General features: G+C 71.8%; 15 protein-coding genes. 9 read left to right on the forward strand and 6 right to left on the reverse strand.

The genetic code is table 11. The features are described 5' to 3' along the window. Positions 1–78: 78 nt before the first annotated feature. Entirely contained in the window at positions 79–285 is a 207-nt protein-coding gene (locus IGS67_RS12290) for a DUF7455 domain-containing protein (RefSeq protein ID WP_192281510.1), read from the reverse strand. Positions 286–485: 200 nt separating this feature from the next. On the opposite strand from IGS67_RS12290, the gene IGS67_RS12295 reads away from it, so the two are divergent. The 8 genes from IGS67_RS12295 to IGS67_RS12330 all read left to right on the forward strand — a co-directional run bounded on the left by IGS67_RS12295 (position 486) and on the right by IGS67_RS12330 (position 10,061). Next, the gene (locus IGS67_RS12295) at positions 486–2,612 is read left to right on the forward strand and encodes a DNA gyrase/topoisomerase IV subunit B (RefSeq protein WP_192281513.1); all 2,127 of its coding nucleotides are present in this window, start codon (positions 486–488) and stop codon (positions 2,610–2,612) included. Between the two features lie 52 nt (positions 2,613–2,664). Further along, entirely contained in the window at positions 2,665–3,675 is a 1,011-nt protein-coding gene (locus IGS67_RS12300; RefSeq protein ID WP_192281516.1) for a GNAT family N-acetyltransferase, read from the forward strand. A 120-nt stretch (positions 3,676–3,795) separates the two neighbouring features. Beyond that, positions 3,796–4,539 (forward strand): lysoplasmalogenase family protein, encoded by a 744-nt coding sequence (locus tag IGS67_RS12305; protein WP_210767296.1) that lies wholly within the window; start codon positions 3,796–3,798, stop codon positions 4,537–4,539. 96 nt (positions 4,540–4,635) lie between these two features. Continuing rightward, positions 4,636–5,718 (forward strand): prenyltransferase/squalene oxidase repeat-containing protein, encoded by a 1,083-nt coding sequence (locus IGS67_RS12310; RefSeq protein ID WP_192281519.1) that lies wholly within the window; start codon positions 4,636–4,638, stop codon positions 5,716–5,718. Further along, positions 5,718–6,428, forward strand: a complete 711-nt coding sequence (locus tag IGS67_RS12315; protein ID WP_192281523.1) for a hypothetical protein — start codon at positions 5,718–5,720, stop codon at positions 6,426–6,428. Before IGS67_RS12310 ends, IGS67_RS12315 begins: the two co-directional genes overlap by 1 nt. Continuing rightward, positions 6,425–7,531, forward strand: a complete 1,107-nt coding sequence (locus tag IGS67_RS12320; RefSeq protein WP_192281526.1) for an energy-coupling factor transporter transmembrane component T — start codon at positions 6,425–6,427, stop codon at positions 7,529–7,531. The genes IGS67_RS12315 and IGS67_RS12320 overlap by 4 nt, the downstream gene beginning before the upstream one ends. Then, the gene (locus IGS67_RS12325; protein WP_192281529.1) at positions 7,528–9,267 is read left to right on the forward strand and encodes an ABC transporter ATP-binding protein; all 1,740 of its coding nucleotides are present in this window, start codon (positions 7,528–7,530) and stop codon (positions 9,265–9,267) included. The genes IGS67_RS12320 and IGS67_RS12325 overlap by 4 nt, the downstream gene beginning before the upstream one ends. Beyond that, positions 9,264–10,061 carry an ECF transporter S component gene (locus IGS67_RS12330; protein ID WP_192281533.1) on the forward strand — a complete coding sequence of 266 codons (798 nt, stop codon included), beginning with the start codon at positions 9,264–9,266 and terminating at the stop codon, positions 10,059–10,061. The genes IGS67_RS12325 and IGS67_RS12330 overlap by 4 nt, the downstream gene beginning before the upstream one ends. A 44-nt stretch (positions 10,062–10,105) precedes the next feature. Here IGS67_RS12330 and IGS67_RS12335 read toward each other — a convergent pair whose 3' ends face one another. From IGS67_RS12335 to IGS67_RS14450, 5 genes are all read right to left on the reverse strand, one after another. Then, positions 10,106–11,779: a Wadjet anti-phage system protein JetD domain-containing protein gene (locus tag IGS67_RS12335; RefSeq protein WP_192281536.1), complete on the reverse strand. Its 1,674-nt coding sequence runs from the start codon at positions 11,777–11,779 to the stop codon at positions 10,106–10,108. Beyond that, positions 11,776–15,132 (reverse strand): ATP-binding protein, encoded by a 3,357-nt coding sequence (locus IGS67_RS12340; RefSeq protein ID WP_192281538.1) that lies wholly within the window; start codon positions 15,130–15,132, stop codon positions 11,776–11,778. Before IGS67_RS12340 ends, IGS67_RS12335 begins: the two co-directional genes overlap by 4 nt. After that, positions 15,129–15,782 carry a DUF4194 domain-containing protein gene (locus IGS67_RS12345; protein WP_192281541.1) on the reverse strand — a complete coding sequence of 218 codons (654 nt, stop codon included), beginning with the start codon at positions 15,780–15,782 and terminating at the stop codon, positions 15,129–15,131. Before IGS67_RS12345 ends, IGS67_RS12340 begins: the two co-directional genes overlap by 4 nt. Then, positions 15,779–17,233 carry a DUF3375 domain-containing protein gene (locus IGS67_RS12350; RefSeq protein WP_192281544.1) on the reverse strand — a complete coding sequence of 485 codons (1,455 nt, stop codon included), beginning with the start codon at positions 17,231–17,233 and terminating at the stop codon, positions 15,779–15,781. Before IGS67_RS12350 ends, IGS67_RS12345 begins: the two co-directional genes overlap by 4 nt. A gap of 100 nt (positions 17,234–17,333) precedes the next feature. Then, a complete protein-coding gene (locus IGS67_RS14450; protein ID WP_192281547.1) occupies positions 17,334–18,479 on the reverse strand; it encodes a DUF6011 domain-containing protein in 1,146 nt (381 codons plus the stop codon). Between the two features lie 236 nt (positions 18,480–18,715). Between IGS67_RS14450 and IGS67_RS12360 the strand changes: the two genes are divergently transcribed. Further along, a complete protein-coding gene (locus tag IGS67_RS12360) occupies positions 18,716–19,396 on the forward strand; it encodes a DUF6308 family protein (protein ID WP_192281550.1) in 681 nt (226 codons plus the stop codon). Positions 19,397–19,495 lie beyond the last annotated feature (99 nt).

A 19,495-nucleotide genomic window follows, 5' to 3' on the forward strand; every position in this document is an offset into this window, starting at 1 on the left:
CGGGGGAGCCGCGGGGACGACGAAGGGGCCCGCACCGGCAGGTGCGGGCCCCTTCGGGGTTCTTGGCCGGAGCGCGTCTCAGCGCGCGCCGTGCTCCTCGTGGAGGCGGTCGGTCTCGTCCTGGATCTCGACGGCGACCGAGGCGTAGGCGTCGGCGTGCTCGCGTGAGTGGTGCGCGCAGAAGAGAAGCTCACCCACCGGGAGGGTGACGCGGACGTAGGCCTGGGCGCCGCAACGGTCGCAGCGGTCGGCCACGGTCAGGGGGGTAGCGGTAGCGGTGCTCATGTCAGCATCCAACCATCCGTGGCGGCCGGGGATTCCGTCATCGCAGGAACGTTCGCCACCGGCGTACGGATCCGGGCGTTCCGGATCGCGGAACAGCGGAGTCCGCGGGGTGACGGGCACGAGGCCCGCAGGACCGCCGTCCGGTGTCGCGCAGCGTGCCTCGACGGCAGTGTCGGGGGCAGCGCCTAGAGTGTGTTCTCGTGCCGACCGCAACGACCGAGTCCTACTCCGCCCGCCATCTCTCCGTCCTCGAGGGGCTCGAGGCGGTGCGCAAGCGTCCCGGCATGTACATCGGGACCACCGACTCGCGCGGTCTCATGCACTGCCTCTGGGAGATCATCGACAACGCGGTCGACGAGGCTCTCGGTGGGCACTGCCAGAACATCACGGTGACGCTCCACGCCGACTCCTCCGTGACGGTTGCGGACGACGGGCGCGGCATCCCCGTCGACGTCGAGCCGAAGACGGGCCTCTCCGGCGTCGAGGTGGTCTTCACGAAGCTCCACGCGGGCGGCAAGTTCGGCGGCGGGTCCTACGCGGCCTCGGGCGGTCTCCACGGCGTCGGCGCAAGCGTCGTCAACGCGCTCTCGGCCCGTCTCGACGTCGAGGTCGACCGTGGCGGCAAGACGTGGGCCATGTCCTTCCACCGGGGCGAGCCCGGGACGTTCGACGACCCGCGGACGGGGCCGAGCCCCGACGCCGCCTTCACACCGTTCACCGAGGGCTCCGAGCTCCGGCAGGTCGGCAAGGTCGCCCGCGGCCGGAGCGGAACGCGCGTGCGCTACTGGGCGGACACGCAGATCTTCCTGCGGACCGCCGCGTTCCAGTACGACGAGCTTGTCGCGCGCATCCGGCAGACGACGTTCCTCGTGCCCGGCCTGCGCATCGTGCTGCGCGACGAGCGCGGCCTGCCCGGCACGCCCGGCGCCGACGGACCCTGGGAAGAGGAGTTCCACCACACGGGCGGCACGGTCGACTTCGTCGAGTTCCTCGCCCCCGACGCTCCTGTGACGGGCGCCTGGCGTCTCACGGGTGCCGGAAGGTTCACCGAGACCGTGCCGGTGCTCGACGATCGCGGCCACATGACGCCGCGGGAGGTCGAGCGCGAGTGCGAGGTCGACATCGCGCTGCGCTGGGGCACTGGCTACGAGACGACCGTGCGGTCATTCGTCAACATCATCGCGACGCCCAAGGGCGGCACGCACCTCGCTGGGTTCGAGGCGGGCCTGCTCAAGCTCGTGCGCAAGCAGGTCGAGGCGAACGCGCGTCGCCTGAAGATCAGCGCGAAGGACTCCTCCGAGCGCATCGAGAAGGACGACGTCCTCGCGGGGCTCACCGCGGTCGTCACCGTGCGCCTCGCCGAGCCGCAGTTCGAGGGCCAGACGAAGGAGGTTCTTGGCACCGCCCCGGTCCGCGGGATCGTCTCGAAGGTCCTCGAGAAGGAGCTCGGCGCCATCCTCACGTCGTCGAAGCGTGACGACAAGGCGCAGTCCGCACTCCTGCTCGACAAGGTCGTCGCCGAGATGCGCGCACGGATCTCCGCGCGCAAGCAGAAGGAGATCTCACGCCGCAAGAACGCCCTCGAGACGTCGTCGTTGCCCGCGAAGCTCGCGGACTGCCGCTCCGACGACGTCGAGCGCTCCGAGCTCTTCATCGTCGAGGGCGACTCGGCGCTCGGCACCGCGAAGCTCGCGCGGTCCTCGGACTTCCAGGCGCTCCTGCCGATCCGCGGCAAGATCCTCAACGTCCAGAAGGCCTCCGTCTCCGACATGCTCCGCAATGCCGAGTGCGCCGCGATCATCCAGGTGATCGGCGCGGGCTCCGGCCGGACCTTCGACCTCGAGCAGGCGCGCTACGGCAAGATCGTCCTCATGACGGACGCTGACGTCGACGGCGCCCACATCCGGACGCTCCTCCTCACGCTGTTCTTCCGCTACATGCGACCCCTCGTCGAGGACGGACGGGTCTACGCTGCCGTGCCACCGCTCCACCGGGTCGAGGTCCTCGGCGCGGGGAGCCGCAAGAACGAGTACATCTACACGTACTCCGAGGCCGAGCTCGCCGCGACCCTCAAGAAGCTCGACAAGGCCGGCAAGCGCTACAAGGACGACATCCAGCGATACAAGGGCCTCGGCGAGATGGACGCCGACCAGCTCGCGGAGACGACCATGGACCCGCGCCTGCGCACGCTGCGCCGTGTGACGCTCGCGGACGCGGAAGCCGCCGAGCACGTCTTCGACCTGCTCATGGGGTCCGACGTCGCACCGCGCAAGGAGTTCATCGTCGCCGGCGCCCAGAGCATCGACCGCTCCCGAATCGACGCGTGACCGGGCTGTAAATCCGTCGACGCCGTGTGCGACGGTCGCGCACGATGGGCGCATGCAGCTCCATCCCGACCTCACGTGGCGAGCGGTCACCCCGGCCGACGCTCCCGCCCTCCTGCGCCTCTTCAACGCCGTCGAGGAGGCCGACGCCCAGCCGTACCGCATGGCCCTGCCCGAGGTCGAGGACATGCTCGCCGAGCCGTGGCGCGACCTTGCGCGCGACACCGTCCTCGGCGTCGACGCGACGGGCACGCCACGTGCCTACATGACGCTCGTCGCTCCGCCCGGGGACACGAGCGAGAAGCGTGTCTTCCTCGACGGCGGCGTCGAGCAGGAGTGGCGCGGCCGTGGCGTCGGACGCACGCTCGTCGCGTGGGCGCTCGCACGCTCAGCGGAGATGCTCGCAGGCACCTCGGCCGACGTCCCGTGGCGCGTCGGCGTCATCTGCGGCACCGAGGACGAGCGCTCCCAGCGCCTCTTCACGCGCGCGGGCCTTGCGCCGCTGCGCTGGTACGCGTCGCTCAAGCGCGACCTTGCCGACCCGCTGCCTGACGTCCGTGTCCCGGACGGCATCCGACTCGCGGAATGGACGCCGGGTGACGACGAGGAGGTGCGCCAGGCGCACAACGCCGCGTTCGCCGACCACTGGGGCTCGCAGCCGATATCCGCCGAGGACTGGGCGTCGGGCCGCACGATGTTCGCACCCGCGTGGAGCCTCGTCGCACGTGACACGACGCAGCCGGGGGAGCCCGTCGTCGGGTACCTGCTCTCCGACAGGTTCGAGGAGGACTGGCCCGCGCAGGGTTTCACGAGCGGGTACCTCTCGCGGCTCGGCGTGCTGCGCTCGCAGCGTGGGCGCGGGCTGGCGACGGCCCTTCTCGCCGAGGCGCTCCACCGGATCGCGGCGGACGGCCTGGAGGCGGCGACTCTCGGGGTCGACACGGCCAACCCCACGGGTGCGTTCCGGCTGTACGAGTCGCTCGGGTTCGTCGAGTACCACGGCGAGGTGCTCTACGCGGTGACGTCGACGGGAGGCGCACGCCTGGACGACCTCGCGACGCTCTGACGGCGCCGTCCCGAACGCCTGGGCCGCCCCTCCTTCCCGCCGGTCCCCGAGCCCTGGAGGCAGGGGAGGCGCGGCCGGACCTGGGGTAGCGTGTGGGCAGCCGTCGTCAAGGAGGATGCCGTGAGGCTTCGCGCGCCCGTCACCGTCGTCACCGTCGCGGGCGGCACCGTCACCGCCGTCCACCTCGGAGCGCTCCTCGTCGGCGCCGAGATCCTCGGGAACCTCACGCAGGTGCTGCTCATGGTGTTCGTCGCACTGTGGCTGTGGCTGCGGACGACGCCCGACCGCGACGCGAGCGGGAGGCGCGGCAGACGCCCGCGCCTCGTCGAGCTCACACTCGTCGCGCTGGTGTTCTCGTGGCTGGGCGACTCGGTGCCGCGGCTGCTCGACGGTGACGCTGCCTTCCTCACGATGGTGGGCTTCTTCCTCGTCGCCCAGGTCGTCTACGTCGCCGCGTTCTGGCCGACACGTCGGCGGAGCGCCGCGGTTCGCGCGCGGTGGAGCCTGCCCGTCTACGCGGCGGCCCTCGTCGCCATCGTCGCGGCCTGCGCAGGGGAGGCGGGCGTCCTGCTGCCCGCGGTCGTCGTTTACGCGAGCATGCTCGCGACCATGTCGATCCTCGCGTGGGGCGTCGGGCCCGTCGCGGGCGTCGGCGGAGTGATCTTCCTCATCTCGGACGCAATGATTGCGCTCGGCGCTTTCGCGCCGACGTTCGCGCCGCCGCAGAAGGACTTCCTCGTCATGGTCACGTACGTCGCCGCGCAGGTGCTCATCGCGTTCGCTGTCGACCGCCATGCCCAGGGCGGGGCCGCAGTGCGAGACGCTGCGCGGACTGCCACGCCTGACGTCGTCGGGCGCGGCTAGACTCCCCGCAGACGCAGGATGATGGCCCCAGAGGGGGACTGCGTCGGTCCTCCCGCCCACGTGCGGGACCTTCCGCGTCCCCTCCGAAAGGCCACCATGCGCACCTCCCGCACCCTCACGCCGCGTCCCGCGGCGCTCCTGCTCGCCTCCGCGCTCGTCCTGCCGCTCGCCGCGTGCACGGGTGACGCGCCAGCGCCCACGATCGCGCCGACGACGGCAGCGACGTCGGGCCCGACAACTGCCGCACCCGCGGACCCCGCCGCGACAGCAGCTGCCGCGCTCGAGTGGCTCGGCACCGTCGAGCGCACCGACGGCCTCTTCACGACCGAGTTCGACGGCACGTCGTACCCCGACCAGGGCCTCACGCTCGACGTCCTCGTCGCGGCGCTCGCCGCGAAGGACGACGCGTTCGCGAAGGACCTCGCCGGCACGTTCACGGCAGATGTCGTCGACGCGTACGCGGGCGACGGCACCACGACGGGGTATGCGGGTGCGACGGCCAAGGCGGCCGTCGTCCTCGGCGCCGCCGGCCAGGAGATCGCGAGCACGCTCGACGCACGCCTCGCAACCTTCCTCGGCGAGGACGGTCGGATCTCGGACGTCGGCGGCGACGACTACTCCTCGACGGTGAGCCAGGCCTGGGGCGTGCTCGCGCTCGTTCGAAGCGACGCTCTCGCGGGTGACGGCGCCGCGGCGCGCGCTGGCAAGGCCGCGGCCTACCTCGCCGAGCAGCAGTGCGACGACGGCTCCTATCCGGCGGCGCTCGAGGCGACGGAGTGCGTCGGCGACGTCGACTCGACGGCCTTCGCTCTTTCCGCTCTGAGCGCGTACGTCCGTTCTGGCGCGACGGATGTCGCCGCCGAGAACACCGACGGCGCACGGGACTGGCTGCTCGGCGCGGCGGTCGACGTCGACGGCGGCCGCGCGTGGCAGTCGGGCGAGCCGGCCGCGGCCAACGTCAACTCGACGGCTGTCGCGCTCGCGGCGCTGACCGACGCGGGCGTCGGCGCGACGGACGTCGAGGGTCCGCGCACGTGGCTCGCGGCGCAGACCGTCGAGGCCGACGGCGGCACGGCCCTCACCTTCGACGGCACGGCGCCGGACGCGCGGGCGTCGGCCCAGGCCATCCCGGCGCTCCTCGGATCGGGCCTCGTCGCCCTCGGGGCGAGCGGCAGCTGATGCGTCGCCTCGCCGGCGCGGCGACCTCCGTCGTCCTCGCGGTGCTCGGGCTCACGGGCCCCGGCGCTACGGGGGCGACGGCGGCACCCGTCAGCGAACCATGCGCTGGGGTGACGCTCGTCGTCGACCTCGGCGACCTTCCCGTCGGCACGGACGGCCGCGGCAGTTCCGTGCGCTGCGGGACGACGACCGGCCGCGCGCTCGACGTCCTGCGGTCCGCGGGCGTCGCCCTCGAGGGCACCGCGCAGCTGGGGCTCGCGTTCGTGTGCCGTGTCGACGGCCGTCCTGCGGCCGACGAAGCCGTGACGATGCCCGACGGCTCGAGGCGCACCGAGTCGTGCGCGCGGACGCCCCCCGCGAACGCGTACTGGTCGCTGTGGACCGTCGGGGACGACGGCACCTGGCGCTATGCGACCACGGGCGTCGGCGACACTGAGCTCGTCGATGGACAGGCGTTTGCGCTTGTCTACTCCGTCGGACGTTCCGAGGGACGTCCGCCCGCCGTGACCCCTGCACAGGCACGCGCGGGCGAGCTGCCGGCCGGCTGGTCGATCCCGTCGGCGGCTCCCGTCGCGGAGCCCGGCACCGGACCCGACGGCACGGGGACCGACGTGGACGGGCCAGGCCCCGCCGTCGTCGCCGGGCTCGGCCTGCTCGCCGCACTCGTCGTCGCGGTCGTCGTCCTTCGCGTGAGGCGGGCGCGCGCATGAGACCGGGCGCCGTCCACCCGGCCGCGTGGTGGTTGTGGGCCGGGGGCGTCGCGGCCGCCGCGACCCTCACGACGAACGTCCTCCTCCTCGCGCTGCTCGGTGCGGTCGTGCTCCTCACCGTCACCGTCCACCGGTCCGAGGGCGCGCGTGGCTTCGGCGTGTATGCGGCGGTCGCGGGCGTCATCCTCGCCGTGCGCGTCCTCGCGCACGTGCTGCTCGCGACGCCCGGCACGCACGTGCTGCTCGACCTGCCGGCGTTCGACGTCGGCCCCCTGACGTTCCTCGGACCCGTGACGCGCGAGTCGCTGCTCGCCGGGTTCTCGGGAGGCCTGCAGCTCGCGGTGCTGGTGCTCGCCGTCGGTGCGGCACACACGATCGCGGACGCCGGGCTGCTGCTGCGGCATGTGCCGGCGGCGCTGGGGCCGCTCGCGACCGCCGCCGTCATCGCAGTCTCCGCGTTCCCCGCGCTCGTGCGTTCCGTGCTCGAGACGCGCGAGGCGCTGCGTCTGCGCGGCGCGACGCTCACGGGGCGTGGCGCACGCGACCGGCGCACGCTCGAGCGGGTCGTCGTGCCCGTGCTCGAGGGCGCGCTCGAGCGCGCGTTTGCGACCGCGACGGGGATGGAGGCGCGCGGCTTCGGCTCGCAGGCGCAGGTCCGGCGCGGGACGGTGCCGCTCATGCTCGTCTCGCTCACTGCGACAGGGCTCGCGATGCTCGCCTTGCTCGACGACGGGTGGCCCAGCTGGGCGGCGCCCGTGCTGGCCTTGGGAGCCGCGCTGCTCACGTGGCTCGCGCTCGGCGGTGCGCACGGCCGACGGACGACGCTGTACCGGCCGCCACGCTGGACGTGGGTCGGAGCGGGCGTCGTCGCGTGCGGCGTCGGCGCGGCCGTGATCGTCGGCGTGCTGTCCGCCGCCGTGCGGGTGCCGTCGGGGGAGTCGTGGCTCGCGCTGTCGGGCGGGGCACTTGGTGCCGTCGTCCTGGCGGCGCTGCCCGCCGTCGTCGGGGCTGTTGTCGCCGAGGTGCGTGAGACCCGTCGGGCGGCGACCGCGACCATGACGTCGGAGCCTGTGCCGGCACCGCAGGCCGGAGGGGCGCGATGATCCGGCTCGACGGCCTCACCGTCACCGTCGGCGCGCGTACCCTCCTCCACGACGGGTCCGCTGACGTCGCCGAGGGCGACGTCGTCCTCCTTGCCGGGCCGACGGGCGTCGGCAAGACGACGCTGCTCCGCACTCTCGCCGGGCTGCTCGACGGCACCGGCGGGCGCGCGTCCGGACGCGTCCTGCTCGACGGGACCGACCTGCTCGGCGTGCCGGCGCGCGACCGCGCGCATCTCACCGGGTACGTCGGCCAGGACCCCACGCGCGGCTTCGTCACGGCGCACGTCGAGACCGAGCTCGCGTTCGGCCTCGAGCAGCAGGGCGTCGCGCCCGCCGCGATGCGTCGGCGCGTCGAGGACACGCTCGACCTGCTCGGCATCGACGACCTGCGCGACCGGCGCCTTGACACGCTCTCGCTCGGACAGGCGCAGCGTGTCGCTCTCGGCGCTGTCCTCGTCTCGGAGCCGTCGGTGCTGTTGCTCGACGAACCGACGTCCGCGCTCGATCCGGTCGCGGCCGACGACGTCGTCGGCGCGCTGCGTCGGCTCGCGCACGACGTCGGCCTCACCGTCGTCGTCGCCGAGCACCGGCTCGAACGCCTCACGGGCGTCGTCGACCGCGTGTGGCACCTACCCGGCGACGGCACGCTGCACGACGGGGGGCTCGACGTCCTGCGCGGCACCCCGCAGGCGCCGCCGCTCGCACGCCTCGCCGACCTCGCCGGGTGGCAGGGCGTACCGCGGGACGTGCGGGAGGCGCGACGCACGTACGTCGCGGCGCCCGACGTCGTCGCGGTGCGGGGCGTCCACACGTCGCGCGCCGACACGTCGCCTGTGAGCACGCCCGCGAACCATGCTCGCGACGAGGTGCGGCTCCGCGCGCGCGGCCTCGAGGTGCGCCGGGGTACGCGCACCGTCGTCCACCGGCTCAACCTCGAGCTGCGCGCGGGGGAGGTCACCGTCCTCATGGGGCGCAACGGCGCGGGCAAGTCGTCGCTGCTGCGCGCGCTCGCCGGCGCGCTGCCGCATCGCGGCCGCCTCGACGTCGGAGGTGTCGACCCCGCGAGGATCGCGGCGCCCGACGCGCGACGCGCCGTCGCGCTCGTGCCCCAGGAGGTCGGCGCGCTGCTGTTCGCAACCACCGTCGACGAGGAGTGCGCGGGCGGGGACACCGACGCTGGGGCTGCACCCGGCACGACGCGCAGCCTGCTCGACATGCTCGTGCCGGGCGTCGACGGCGGTGCCCACCCGCGCGACCTGTCCGAGGGGGAGCGGCTCGCGCTCGTCCTCGCGATCCAGCTTGCCGCCGGCGCGGACGTCGTCCTCCTGGACGAGCCCACCCGCGGTCTCGACGCGCCCGCGCGCCGCGCGCTCGTCGCCGCGCTCCGCGAGCGCGCCGCCGCAGGTGCGGCCGTCGTCGTCGCGACGCACGACGTCGAGACGGCTGCTGAGGCCGCTGACCGTGTCGTCGTCTTGGCCGAGGGCGAGGTCGTCACGGACGGTCCGGCGCGCTCGGTGCTCACCGGATCGGTGGGGGCCGCGCCGCAGGTCGCGCGCGTCGTGCGGCCGCTCGCCGCGCTCACGGTCGACGACCTCGTCCGTGGGCCGGCCGGGACGCCGGGTTCTGTGCCTGGCTGGCCGGGCGGTCCCGGGGCCGACGCGCCGGGGGCTGGCCCTGCTGACGCGACGCCGCGGGCTCACCCGTCGCAGGATGCGCACGACGGGGCGCAGCGATGAGCACCGTCGCGTCACGCGTGCTCGTCGTCGTCACGAGCCTGCTCGGGGCCGTGATGTTCGGGTGGCCCCTCGTCGCGTCCGTCGCCCCGCGGGCCGAGGGGCAGTCCGCTCCGTGGCTGCTCGTCGTCCTCGTGCCGCTCGTCCTCGCGACGGCGCTCGCCGCCGTGACCCGTGAGAGGCCAGACCCGCGCGCGCTCGCGCTCGTCGGTGTGCTCGCCGCGCTCGTCGCGGCGCTGCGGCTGCTGGGAACGGGAGTCGGCGGCCTCGAGCCGATGTTCTTCCTCCTCGTCCTTGCGGGGGCGTCGCTCGGACCGAGCCTCGGCTTCACGCTCGGGGCGCTCGCCATGCTCGTCTCCGCCCTGCTCACCGCGGGCGTCGGGCCATGGCTGCCGTTCCAGGCGTTTGCCGCAGCCTGGGTCGGGGCGGGCGCGGGGCTCGTCGGCCGCGTCGTGCTGCCCCGTGACGGCGCACGACTCGGCCGGCGTCCCGTCGTCCTCCTCGCCGTCTACGGCGTCGTCGCCGCGTATCTCTACGGGCTCGTCACCAACCTCTGGTTCTGGCCCTTCGCGCTCGGCGACGGCACCCAGCTCTCGTACGTGCCCGGCGGCGGGCTCAGCGAGAACCTGCCACGGTTCCTCGCCTACACGCTCGCGACGTCGACGCTCACCGTCGACACCGTCCGGGCCGTCGTCACCGCGGCAGGCGTGCTCGCGCTCGGGAAGGCCGTGCTCGGGGTGCTGGGGCGGGCGCGGGTCGGGTCCTGGGGCGTTGCCACGGTGCCCAGCGCGCGGTGATCCTCATTCCATGGGCCGGGCGCCGTGAGCAACGCGGCGTGCCCTCAGAAGCTGCCGAAGTCGAGCCCTAACGTCCCGAGGTTCCCGCCCTGCTGCGGGATGAGCTCGACCTCCCAGCCGGAGCCCTCGGTGAAGTCGAAGTCGTCCTGGGCCTGGGAGTACGAGCCTGACGGACCGAACGCATACTCACGCCCGTGCCAGGTGGAGCCCATGCCGTACGACAGCCGGTAGGTCGTCCGGCTGTTGCCGTTGAGCGGGACCTTGACGGTGACCGACCTGCCAGGGCGCACGATGGTGCCGAAGACGTCGCCGCTGCCGGGGTCGATCTCACGCAGCTTGACGAAGTAGGCGTCGGTTCCCGACGGGACGTTGATCCTCAGCGTCCCGTAGGCGCCGTTCCGGATGTTCCCCTTGAGGATCTCGGTGTTCGACTTCGACGTCAGCCAGAGGACCGTGCCGTCCTTGGGCAACGGCTTCTCGGGCTTCGTGAACGCCAGCCGTGTCGGAGTGTCCGCGACAGCGGTCCGGTCGGTGTCCGAGCGGTTCCCCGAGGTCCTTCGGCCCAGCGCGCTCTGTTCGAGCTCCGTCAGTGCGTACGCCCAGGGGATGCGCTCCTGTTCGAGCCGGACGTCGCCTGCGGCACGGAGCGCGCGGAGGGTGGCTGCCTCGTGCTCCGTCAGAGTGGAGAACGTGCCGCGCGTGGGCTTGGGTTCGGGAACCCAGAGGTCGCGGTGCGCGTCGAGAGTGGCGATGTCCATCAGGGCCGTGGTCACGTCCGGGTGCGCGGTGCGCAGCCGGTGCAGGATCGCGAAGCCGTGCGAGTCCAGGTCGCCCCAGTAGACGATCGAAGTCCGCAGCAACCACGGCAGCCCACCGAGGACGTCGACGGCGTAGCCCGAGCCGTGGATCGCGACGACGCCCGGCCACGACGGCAGCGCGAGCAGCGTCTCGAGGTTCTCGACGACGAGAGCGATCCGGGGCTCGAAGGAGAGGGATGCGAGCTGTCGCGCCGGGGCGGAGAAGTCCTCGACACCGCCGGGGGCGATCCGCGAGTCGAGGATGCGGACGCGGACGAGGGGGTCGCTGTCGACGACACCGAGGGAGGGAGTGCCGGTGATGGCCGCGTGGAGAGCCGAGAGCACGGTGCGGTGGCTGGCGAACCACTTCGAGTCGACGCCACGAATAGGCAGCTGACGTGGGCGCAGCCCGGCGATGTCGGTCGCGAGGAGCCAGTCGAGCACGTCGACGACGGTGGTGCGCTCAGCATCCGTGTACGCGAGCACCGTCGACGCGTGCCGGCGGAGCGCCGACGCGAGCGCGTCGGTCGGGCCGAAGCGTCCGTAGACGCCGGCGGCACTGGCTTTCAGGCGGCCGTAGTCCGTCGCGAGGCTCCCGCCGACGAATGCCGCGACAGCGTCGGCGTCGTGCAGGTGGAGCCGAACCGGGACGTCTTGGCGCCCGATGCTCCGCCACGTGCGCGTCTCCCATTCGACGACGGCGTGGCGGTCGAGGGGGAGCGCCCGCCACGCCCTGGCCCACGCCTCGGCGCCGCGTTCGTCGGTCAACATCTCCTTTTCGGTAGGCGGCTTGAGCGCGATCGTGACCAGTGGTGAGCCGTCGCGTCCGGCATCGTCGACGGGAAGCTGGGTGGCCCACGTCGCGAGGTGGCGCCGTAGCTTGCCTCGCGCGCTGTCCTGGGCCTCGCGCACAGTGATCATGCCGGTGGCTCCTCCGTGCGCCACGGCACGAGGGAGATCGTGGACCGCCGGCGCGTCGGGTTCTCCACGGACGTGGCGGCGCCGACGTACGGCTCGATCGTCTGCAGGAGCTTCTGCGGGGTGGCCAGCACGAGCTGGAAGCCGAACTCGACGAAGACGTCGAGCGCCATGCGCGTGTAGCGCGAGTCGGCCTTGTCGAACGCCTCGTCGAAGATCACGGTGCCGTACCGGGGGAGCGGTTGGTCGACGTCGGCGAGCTGGTAGCGCAGCGCGGCGGCGAGGCAGAAGACGACGAGCTTCTGCTGCTGCCCGCCGGACATGGCGGCGCCGGAGTCGTAGGTCGCGTGGACGTGGCCGTGCTCGTCGACCTCGTTGGCGAGGAAGGTGACGTGCTGCCGGGTGTCGAGGCACTGCGCGCGCCATACCCGGTCGATGTGGTCGCTCGAGCCCAGCTTGCGCATGATCTCGGCGAGCGTGGCGAACCGGCGTTCGGCTGTCTCGAGGTCGTCGTCTCCCCAGCTGCCCTCGGTCACGGAGCGCAGGTCGGCGAGGAACTGCTGGACGGCTGGGGTTCTGCGGACTTTGGGCTTGAGTCGGAGGAACCGCCCGACGTCGAACGGGGAGCGTCGCAAGGAGTCGTTGACGGCGTCGAGCTTCTCCTCGATCTCGCGTGGCGCGCTCATGATGTCGCTGACGAGCTGGCCCACGAGGTCACGCGACCGGTTGCGCAGCAGGCGCAGGAAGTCGGCCTCGTGGTCGGGGAGACCATGGGCGACGATGTCGTCGAGGATCGCGAGGTAGCCGGCCCTGTCGGCGAGGTCCGCCACGAGGTCGGCCGCCCGCGCTTCCCACCGTCCCTTGAACTGGGTGGCGAGCTGGGTGACCTTGCGTCCGGCCGCGTCGGCGTCGCGGAGGGCGTTGTCCCGCTCCGTGCCCAGCTGCGCCTGGACCTTCTGACCGACCTCGGCGAGCGCGAACCGGTCGATGCGACGCTGCACGCGTCCGAAGCGGCGGTCGAGCTCGGCCGTGGTTGCCTCGTCCAGCTCCGGGACGGCGCCGGAGTCGATCTCCGTGCGCAACGCCGCGATGTCGCGCTCGAGGTCGCGCCGCTCGCGCTCAGCGACGCTCAGCGCGGAGCGCGCGGTCACCTCGGCGGCCTTGGCGGCGTCGCGCTCGCGGCTTGCCTGCTCGACGGCGGCGCCAGCGTCGCGCAGCACGGCGTCGTCTCGGGTGAGGTCGTCGAGCTGGCGGCGCAGCGCGGCTGCAGATCTGGTCGCGGCCGCCTGGTCCACGTCCGCCCATCGGGTCTCGCGGATGGTGCGCAGGGCGCCGAGCCTCTGGTCGGCTTCCGTCCTGCGCTTCTCCGCCCGTTCGACGACGTCGGTCGCCTCAGCGAGCTCGTCCGCGGCGGCGTGAAGCTGGGCGATGAGCGCCTCGAGCTTGGCTTCGCGGTCGCCCAGGACCCATCGGCTGCGGTCGTTGATCCGGACGCGGTCGTCCTTCTCGTACCGGGTGCGGGAGGTCTTGATCTGGCCGTTGATCGTGACGGCGCGGTCGTGGGCGTCGAGCTCATCGGCGCTCTCGACGCAGGCGTAGTCGTAGCGGTCGGAGAGCTGGCCGGCGGTCCAGTCGCTGATGTGCCCGGTGCCGAGCCTGACGCGGTTGACCAGAGAGATGTCGCTGCGGGCGGGGCGCGGGGGAGTGAGCTCGTGCGGCACGACCTCGTAGACGAGGCGCGCTCCGATCGTGTGGGTGTCGACCCATCGGCGGACCTGGGGCACGTGCTCGGCGCGCACGAGCATGGAGAGGGCCAGGGGCCGCAGCACGCGTTCGATCGCACCGGTCCAGCGTGCGTGCTCGGGATCGATCTCGATGAGCTCTGCGGCGAACGGCAGCGCGGTGAGTGGCAGGCCGGTGGCTGCGGCGATGGCGTCGCGGACGGCGAGCAGCGCGGACGGCACGGTGGTCCGGCTGCGCTGCAGCGCAGCGATCTCGGCCTCGACCGCCCCGTGGGCGTCCTTGGCGCGGGTTCGACGCTCGAGCTCGGCGTGGGTGGGGCTGACGGCGGACGGCTGGCTCATCTGCCGGTTGATCTCGGCGACGAGCTCGGTGAACTCGGCCTCGGTCGTCGGCGCGGCGGTCACACCGGCTGAGTGCAGCTGGCGTTGCAGGCCCTGCCAGCGGCTGGTGGTGTCGGCGAGGTGACGCTCCGCGGTGGCGAGGCTGGCGGTCAGGCTGGCGGCGAGGTCGCCGCCGAGCTCGGACTGGCGGCGGCGCGCGTGGGCGAGCGCGTCGTCGGCGAGCTGGTGGTCAGCGGTCGCGCGTTCGACGTCCGCGTGGAGGCGTGCGGCGCGCTCGCTGACCTCCTCGAGGGCGGACTCCGCGAGTCCGAGGCCGCGGCGCTTCTGGTAGGCGGGCACGCCGGCGGCCAGCGCCCGGGCGGTCTGCGCCGCGTACTCCGCAGCGTCGTACCTGTCTGACTCGGTGCGGAGCTCGAGCAGATGGTCGCGCTGCTCGCGGAGCTGGACGACGTGCTTGTGGGCGTCGTCGAGCTCACCGAACTGCGTGACGGCCTCGGCTGCGAGGGCGAACGTGGTCGGCTCGTCGAGCATGTAGTCGCGGAAGAGCTGGTCGAGGCTGTCCAGGCTCTTGGCCGCCTGGGTCCGGTGCAGGAGGCGCAGGGTGGCCTCGCCCGCGATTCCGAGGGTGTTGCACAGACGGGTGTAGAAGGCCTTGTGCTTGCCGTTCGCGGTGACGGCGGCCGAGGGGAACTCCTGCTGCAGTCGCCGGGTCTCGAGCCCGGTGCGCACATACGGCTCGAGGTCGCGCAGGTCGATCGGTGCGCGGTCGAGCAGGCACAGGTCTTGGAGGTCGGCTGCGGCCGTCGAGGTGCCGCGCAGGAAGAACAGGCGCGCCAGCGAGACTGTGCGTCCGGTTCCGTCCTCGTACTGGAGCACGATGCCGCTCCACGTGGCGGTGGGGCGCAGGTACGCAGTGACGACGCGGTCCTCGTTCTCGTCCGACGTGCGCGACCAGGCGCCGCGCACGTAACTGATGATGCTGCGCTGGTCGCCGCGGCTGGAGGTTCCTTGCGCTGCTTGGTTGAAACGGAGCCACTTGTCGGGTGTGAGGACCGCGGCGATCGCGTCGAGGAGCGAGGACTTGCCGGACCCTGAGGGGCCGGTGAGGAGGTGCCCTTGACGGGCGACCGGGATGCGGTAGATCGAGCCGTCGAACGTGCCCCAGTTCGCGACCTGGATCTCGCAGAGGCGCCACTGGCCCGGGGCGAGCTCCTGCAGGTCCGGCGCGGGAGCGACGTCGTCATCGGGGAGCGCGAAGAGGGTGTCGGTCATCGCTCGGTCTCCTCCGGGTCGGGTTCGGGGCTGTCTGGGGCGACGGTCCCGCCGCGAGCAGCGAGGTCGCGGTAGGACGCGGTCAGCGCGGCGACGCGGTCCTCGTCGACGATGAAGCGCACCACGGGGGAGATCTCCGCGCGGTCCTCGCCGACGGCGTGGATGACGCGGAGGCGATCGCGCATGCGACCCCAGGCGCTGTTGAGGTTGCGCCGGAACGTGGTCTCGTCACCGTCGCGGTACACCATGAGGCGCTCGTAGACGTCGTCCTGGCCGACGATGACGCGTTGCTCGCCGGGGGCGGCGAGGAGCAGCTGGCGTAGGACGAGCAGCATGGCGGTGTCGATGAAGGTCAGGCGTTCGCTGCGCAGCGCCTGGGGCACGTCGACCTCCTGGGTGCGCACCTTGCGCGTGAAGGCGACCTCGTCGGTGCGGTCGAGGACGAGGTCGAGGAAGAGGTCGTGCAGCCGGGAGCGGACCGCGGCCTCGTCGGCGAGCAGCGCGGCCCAGAGCTGGGGCTTCTTCCGGCCCGAGAGGTAGGGGCCTTTGAGGATCTCGAGGAGCACGCGCCGTGAGGGCTCGGTGAGCGTCCCGGTGTCGGTGTTCCACAGTCGACGGTGCGAGCCGTCGAGACCGGCGTCGGTGCTCATGCGTCGATCCTCCTGAGGAAGGCGTGCGTGGCGAGGGTAGCGCGCCGGGTGCGGCCGTCGGTTCCAGTCCAGGTCACTTCTTCGTCCGCGTCGGTGGCGACCGTGCCGTAGCGCGCGGCGAGCGAGAGCAGCCCGACGACGCTGGCAAGCCCTTGGGTGGCGGGGTGAACGGCGAGGACCTCGGCCACGGTCGCGGTCGGCTGGGCGTCGAGGGTGGCGTTGACGTTGGTGGTGAGCTCGTCGAAGTCGATCTCGGTCTCACGCGCGATCGCGGCGAGGACCGCGAAGTCGATGGTGCCGTGCTCTGCGTCGTCGAGTGGTGCGCCGGTCTCGAGCTCGGAGGGGTCCTCGAGGGTCAGCTCGCCGACGGACGAGAAGCGCATGGCGGACAGCTCGAGCTCGACGCCGATGTCGGCGTACGGCTTGGTGTGATGGCTGGCCGGAGCTGCGGCGGCGAGCGCCTCTTGGAGCAGGCCGCGTAGGGCCCGGTCGCGTTGGAACTCTTGGGAGTGGACGTAGCGCCGGAGTCCGCGGGCGAAGTCGGTGAGTGCACTGTGGACCTCGCGGCTGCCGGTCTTGAGGTCGCGGACGAGCGTGCGCAGCGTGCGCCGGGACTCGAGCGGGAGCGCGTGCACGAAGTCGCGCGACAGGACGGCAGCGACGTCGGCGTCGAGTGCGGAGGAGCGTTCGGGGTCGCGAAGAAGTGCGGAGAAAGCGGTGAAGGTGCGGCCCTCGTCGGACGACTCGATGAGGTCGACCCCACGGAAGATGTCGTCCAGGACCGTGCTCTGCGAGATGTCCGTGTCGAGAATGCTCGTGCGCAGGTCATGGTTGAGGGACTCGAAGCGCGCGCGGACGCCGGCGAAGTCGGCGGGGAGATCCTGCGCCTGGAGCAGGATGTCGACGATGCGCTCGACCGCCCTCCTGGCGTCAAGGACCGCGACCTCGCCCGCCTCGAGGCGAGCGACCTCCGCGTCGATGCGCTCGCGCTCCGCGGCCAGGGCCTCGAGCCGCCGCGTGACGTCGGGGTCGGTGTCGATGGCGAGCTGGCGGACCGCAGAGGCGAGGCTCACGAGCCGCGACTCGGTGACCGTTGTCCTGGGCGACTCGAGCTGCTGGAACAGCCGGATGCCCACCAGGGCGTCGGCCGAGAGCTCGTACGTCTCGCCGCGGGCGTCGACGGCGGGGCGCCGCACCAGGAAGCCAGCGTTGCGCCAGTCGTCGCAGTACTTCTTGCCCGTCTGGGGGAGGCCAAGGTGGTCGCGGAGCGCTTCGAGGTCGATGTCGACGAGCTCGTGCAGCTCGTCGCAGGGGATCCGAGCGCCGGGGGCTGCCAGGTGTTCGGAGAGCAGTGCGACCGTGACGGCGGCGTTCCCCGAGCGCAGCAGGCGCAGGACGGCGCTCTCTTCGAGGAGGCGCGCGTAGGCGAGCGCGGTGGCGAGAGAGGACATGGGAGCATCCTGCCGGATGGGTGCGACATTGCTGTGAGGCTGGATGCAGGGCCGGAGTCCTTGGTAGGTAGGTGAGGGTTCGAACACGGCGAGATCGTGTTTACACACGCGGGTCGAACATCAGCGAGTGCCAGCTGTCGACGGACAAGGGGTCTGTCCATGCAGGCGTCTCCGGCAACAAGTCCTGTGTCGACGGAGACAGTGCGTCAAGGAGTCGCTCAACAAGCTGCCGGTCGCCGAGCGCGGCTAGCATCTTGGTCTCGCAGACGGGACCGATCCCGCGACGTGCGCTTTCGCCTGTGCGCAGCGGCCTGTTGCACATCGCACAGAATCCCTGCACTGGTTGGAGAAGCCGTGAGGCGCCGGGATAGTTGCGGAGCGCCGCCGGCAGCGGTGGAATCGGCGGCACCGGATGGCGCTCGACGACTATCTCGAACTCCGCGGCCCGGCGATGCACTGCGGCGGCGAACGACTTGGTGAGGAAGTGGGCGAGCTCATGAGGGGTCGCCGCTGACACGATTCCGCGGTAGGGCTCATCTCGGAGAGTTCTCTTGTCCACGATGTGCGAAAGATCTATCAGTGCTTCCCTGTCACCGGCGCGCCACATCCACCACCCGATCTCCCGTAGTGAGTTCGCTCGCTCTCGGTCGATGGTCGGCGTCCAGGCGACCAGACGGGTCTCGTTGCCCAGGCTGACCGGCGCGCTGTCGAAGACGACGGGACCGTCGTTGGTCTCTCGGACGTGCATGCGTCGTATGTACTTGTTGGCAAACTCGGCGCTGAGTGCCGCAGCCACCGCCTCGTGCGTGTCTTTGAAGACGCCCCGGCGATGGAGCAGGCGGATCGTCGCCCATCGTGACGTGGGCGCATCGACTCTCAACTCTGGTAGATGCTCGCGGAGCACAAACACCGTTCTGTCGTCGTGCCGCGCGACAAGGCCGGACTCCTCGAGCAGCATTTGGGTTGCCTCGATCGTTCTCGGCCCGACCTCCCGGACAAGCTCCTGCGCACGTTCGATCGCCTCGTCGGGTGTGAGCGCCAGGTGCGACCGCTTGACGGCCTGGAGGGCCGTGGGCAAGAACCTCGTCGGCTTCACGAGGGAGAACCATTGGCCGCCCCTGCGCGTGAGCGCAGGGGAGCCGCCGAGTGCGTTCTCAACGTCGCGGGGGTCGAGGACTTCGTCCGCGTTGAACCTCTCGATGATCGACTCAGTCGTGAACGGTTGCGTCTGGTCTCGGGCGAGCACACACAGTTGGTCGAGTTGGACCGCGAGGGGGCGCGCTGATGCCATACGTGTTAGTCGGCACGAGGGCTTCCCGGCTGTAGGAGCCTCGAACTTCTGGGCGGGGCGTCCAGCGATCTGGCCGCGTGGCTGCTCCGCCGGAGTCGAGGGCGGAGGAAGGAGTCGGTACGCGGAGATCCCGGACAAGCTTCACCTGGGAGAACACTGACAGCCCGCGGCACGATGACTAGGGTCATGACATGTCGATCAAGCCAGCGTCGCTCTCGATCCCGTCCATCCTGCACCCCGAGAACGTCGATCGGGCAGCGGAGCTGCTGCGGTCGTACATGGGCTTGGGCGCCAACCCTCCTTACACGGGGGCGTCGTTCGAGACGATCGGCGCGGAGTGGTCCCATCCGGGGGACGTGCACGATGTGACGCCTGCAGACGTCGTCGCGCTCGCGACACTCTCGGTCGAGGTTCGAGGGCCCGCCGCGATCGATCTGCTCGGCGCGCGTGGGCGCGAGGCGACTGGTCTCTTGCGCCAGATCCCGACGGACCTCGATCTGGTCGACGCGGAAGATGAGCACATCGACGACGCGTCACCGCTCGGCGAGCTGTGGCGCCTCGTCCGACGGGTGCCTGGGATGGGCCCTACGCGCACCAGCAAGCTCTTGGCGCGCAAGCGTCCGCGACTCGTTCCCGTCTATGACTCGGTGATCCAGGCTCAGCTTGGTTTGCGGGATTCGGGTGGATTCTGGGCTGGCCTTCGCAACGCGTTGCAGGCGGATGGTGCCTACCTGGATCGCCACCTGCAAGAGATCCGGGAACGAGCAGGCTTGGCCGAGCAGTTGTCGACGCTGCGGGTCTTCGACATCGTCGTCTGGATGGATGGGCAGGGCACCAACGGCGCTGGTGAAGGACGGAGCGACGAGGAGTAGGTGTCGCTGCCAGGCGCGGTCGCGGCCCCCGGTCGATGCTCGGCGGCGCGCGCAAACCGGACTAGGGTCAAGGTTCAGTCCGCAGTGACCGATGATTCT

The organism is Flavimobilis rhizosphaerae, assembly GCF_014852685.1.
Lineage (GTDB): Bacteria > Actinomycetota > Actinomycetes > Actinomycetales > Cellulomonadaceae > Flavimobilis > Flavimobilis rhizosphaerae.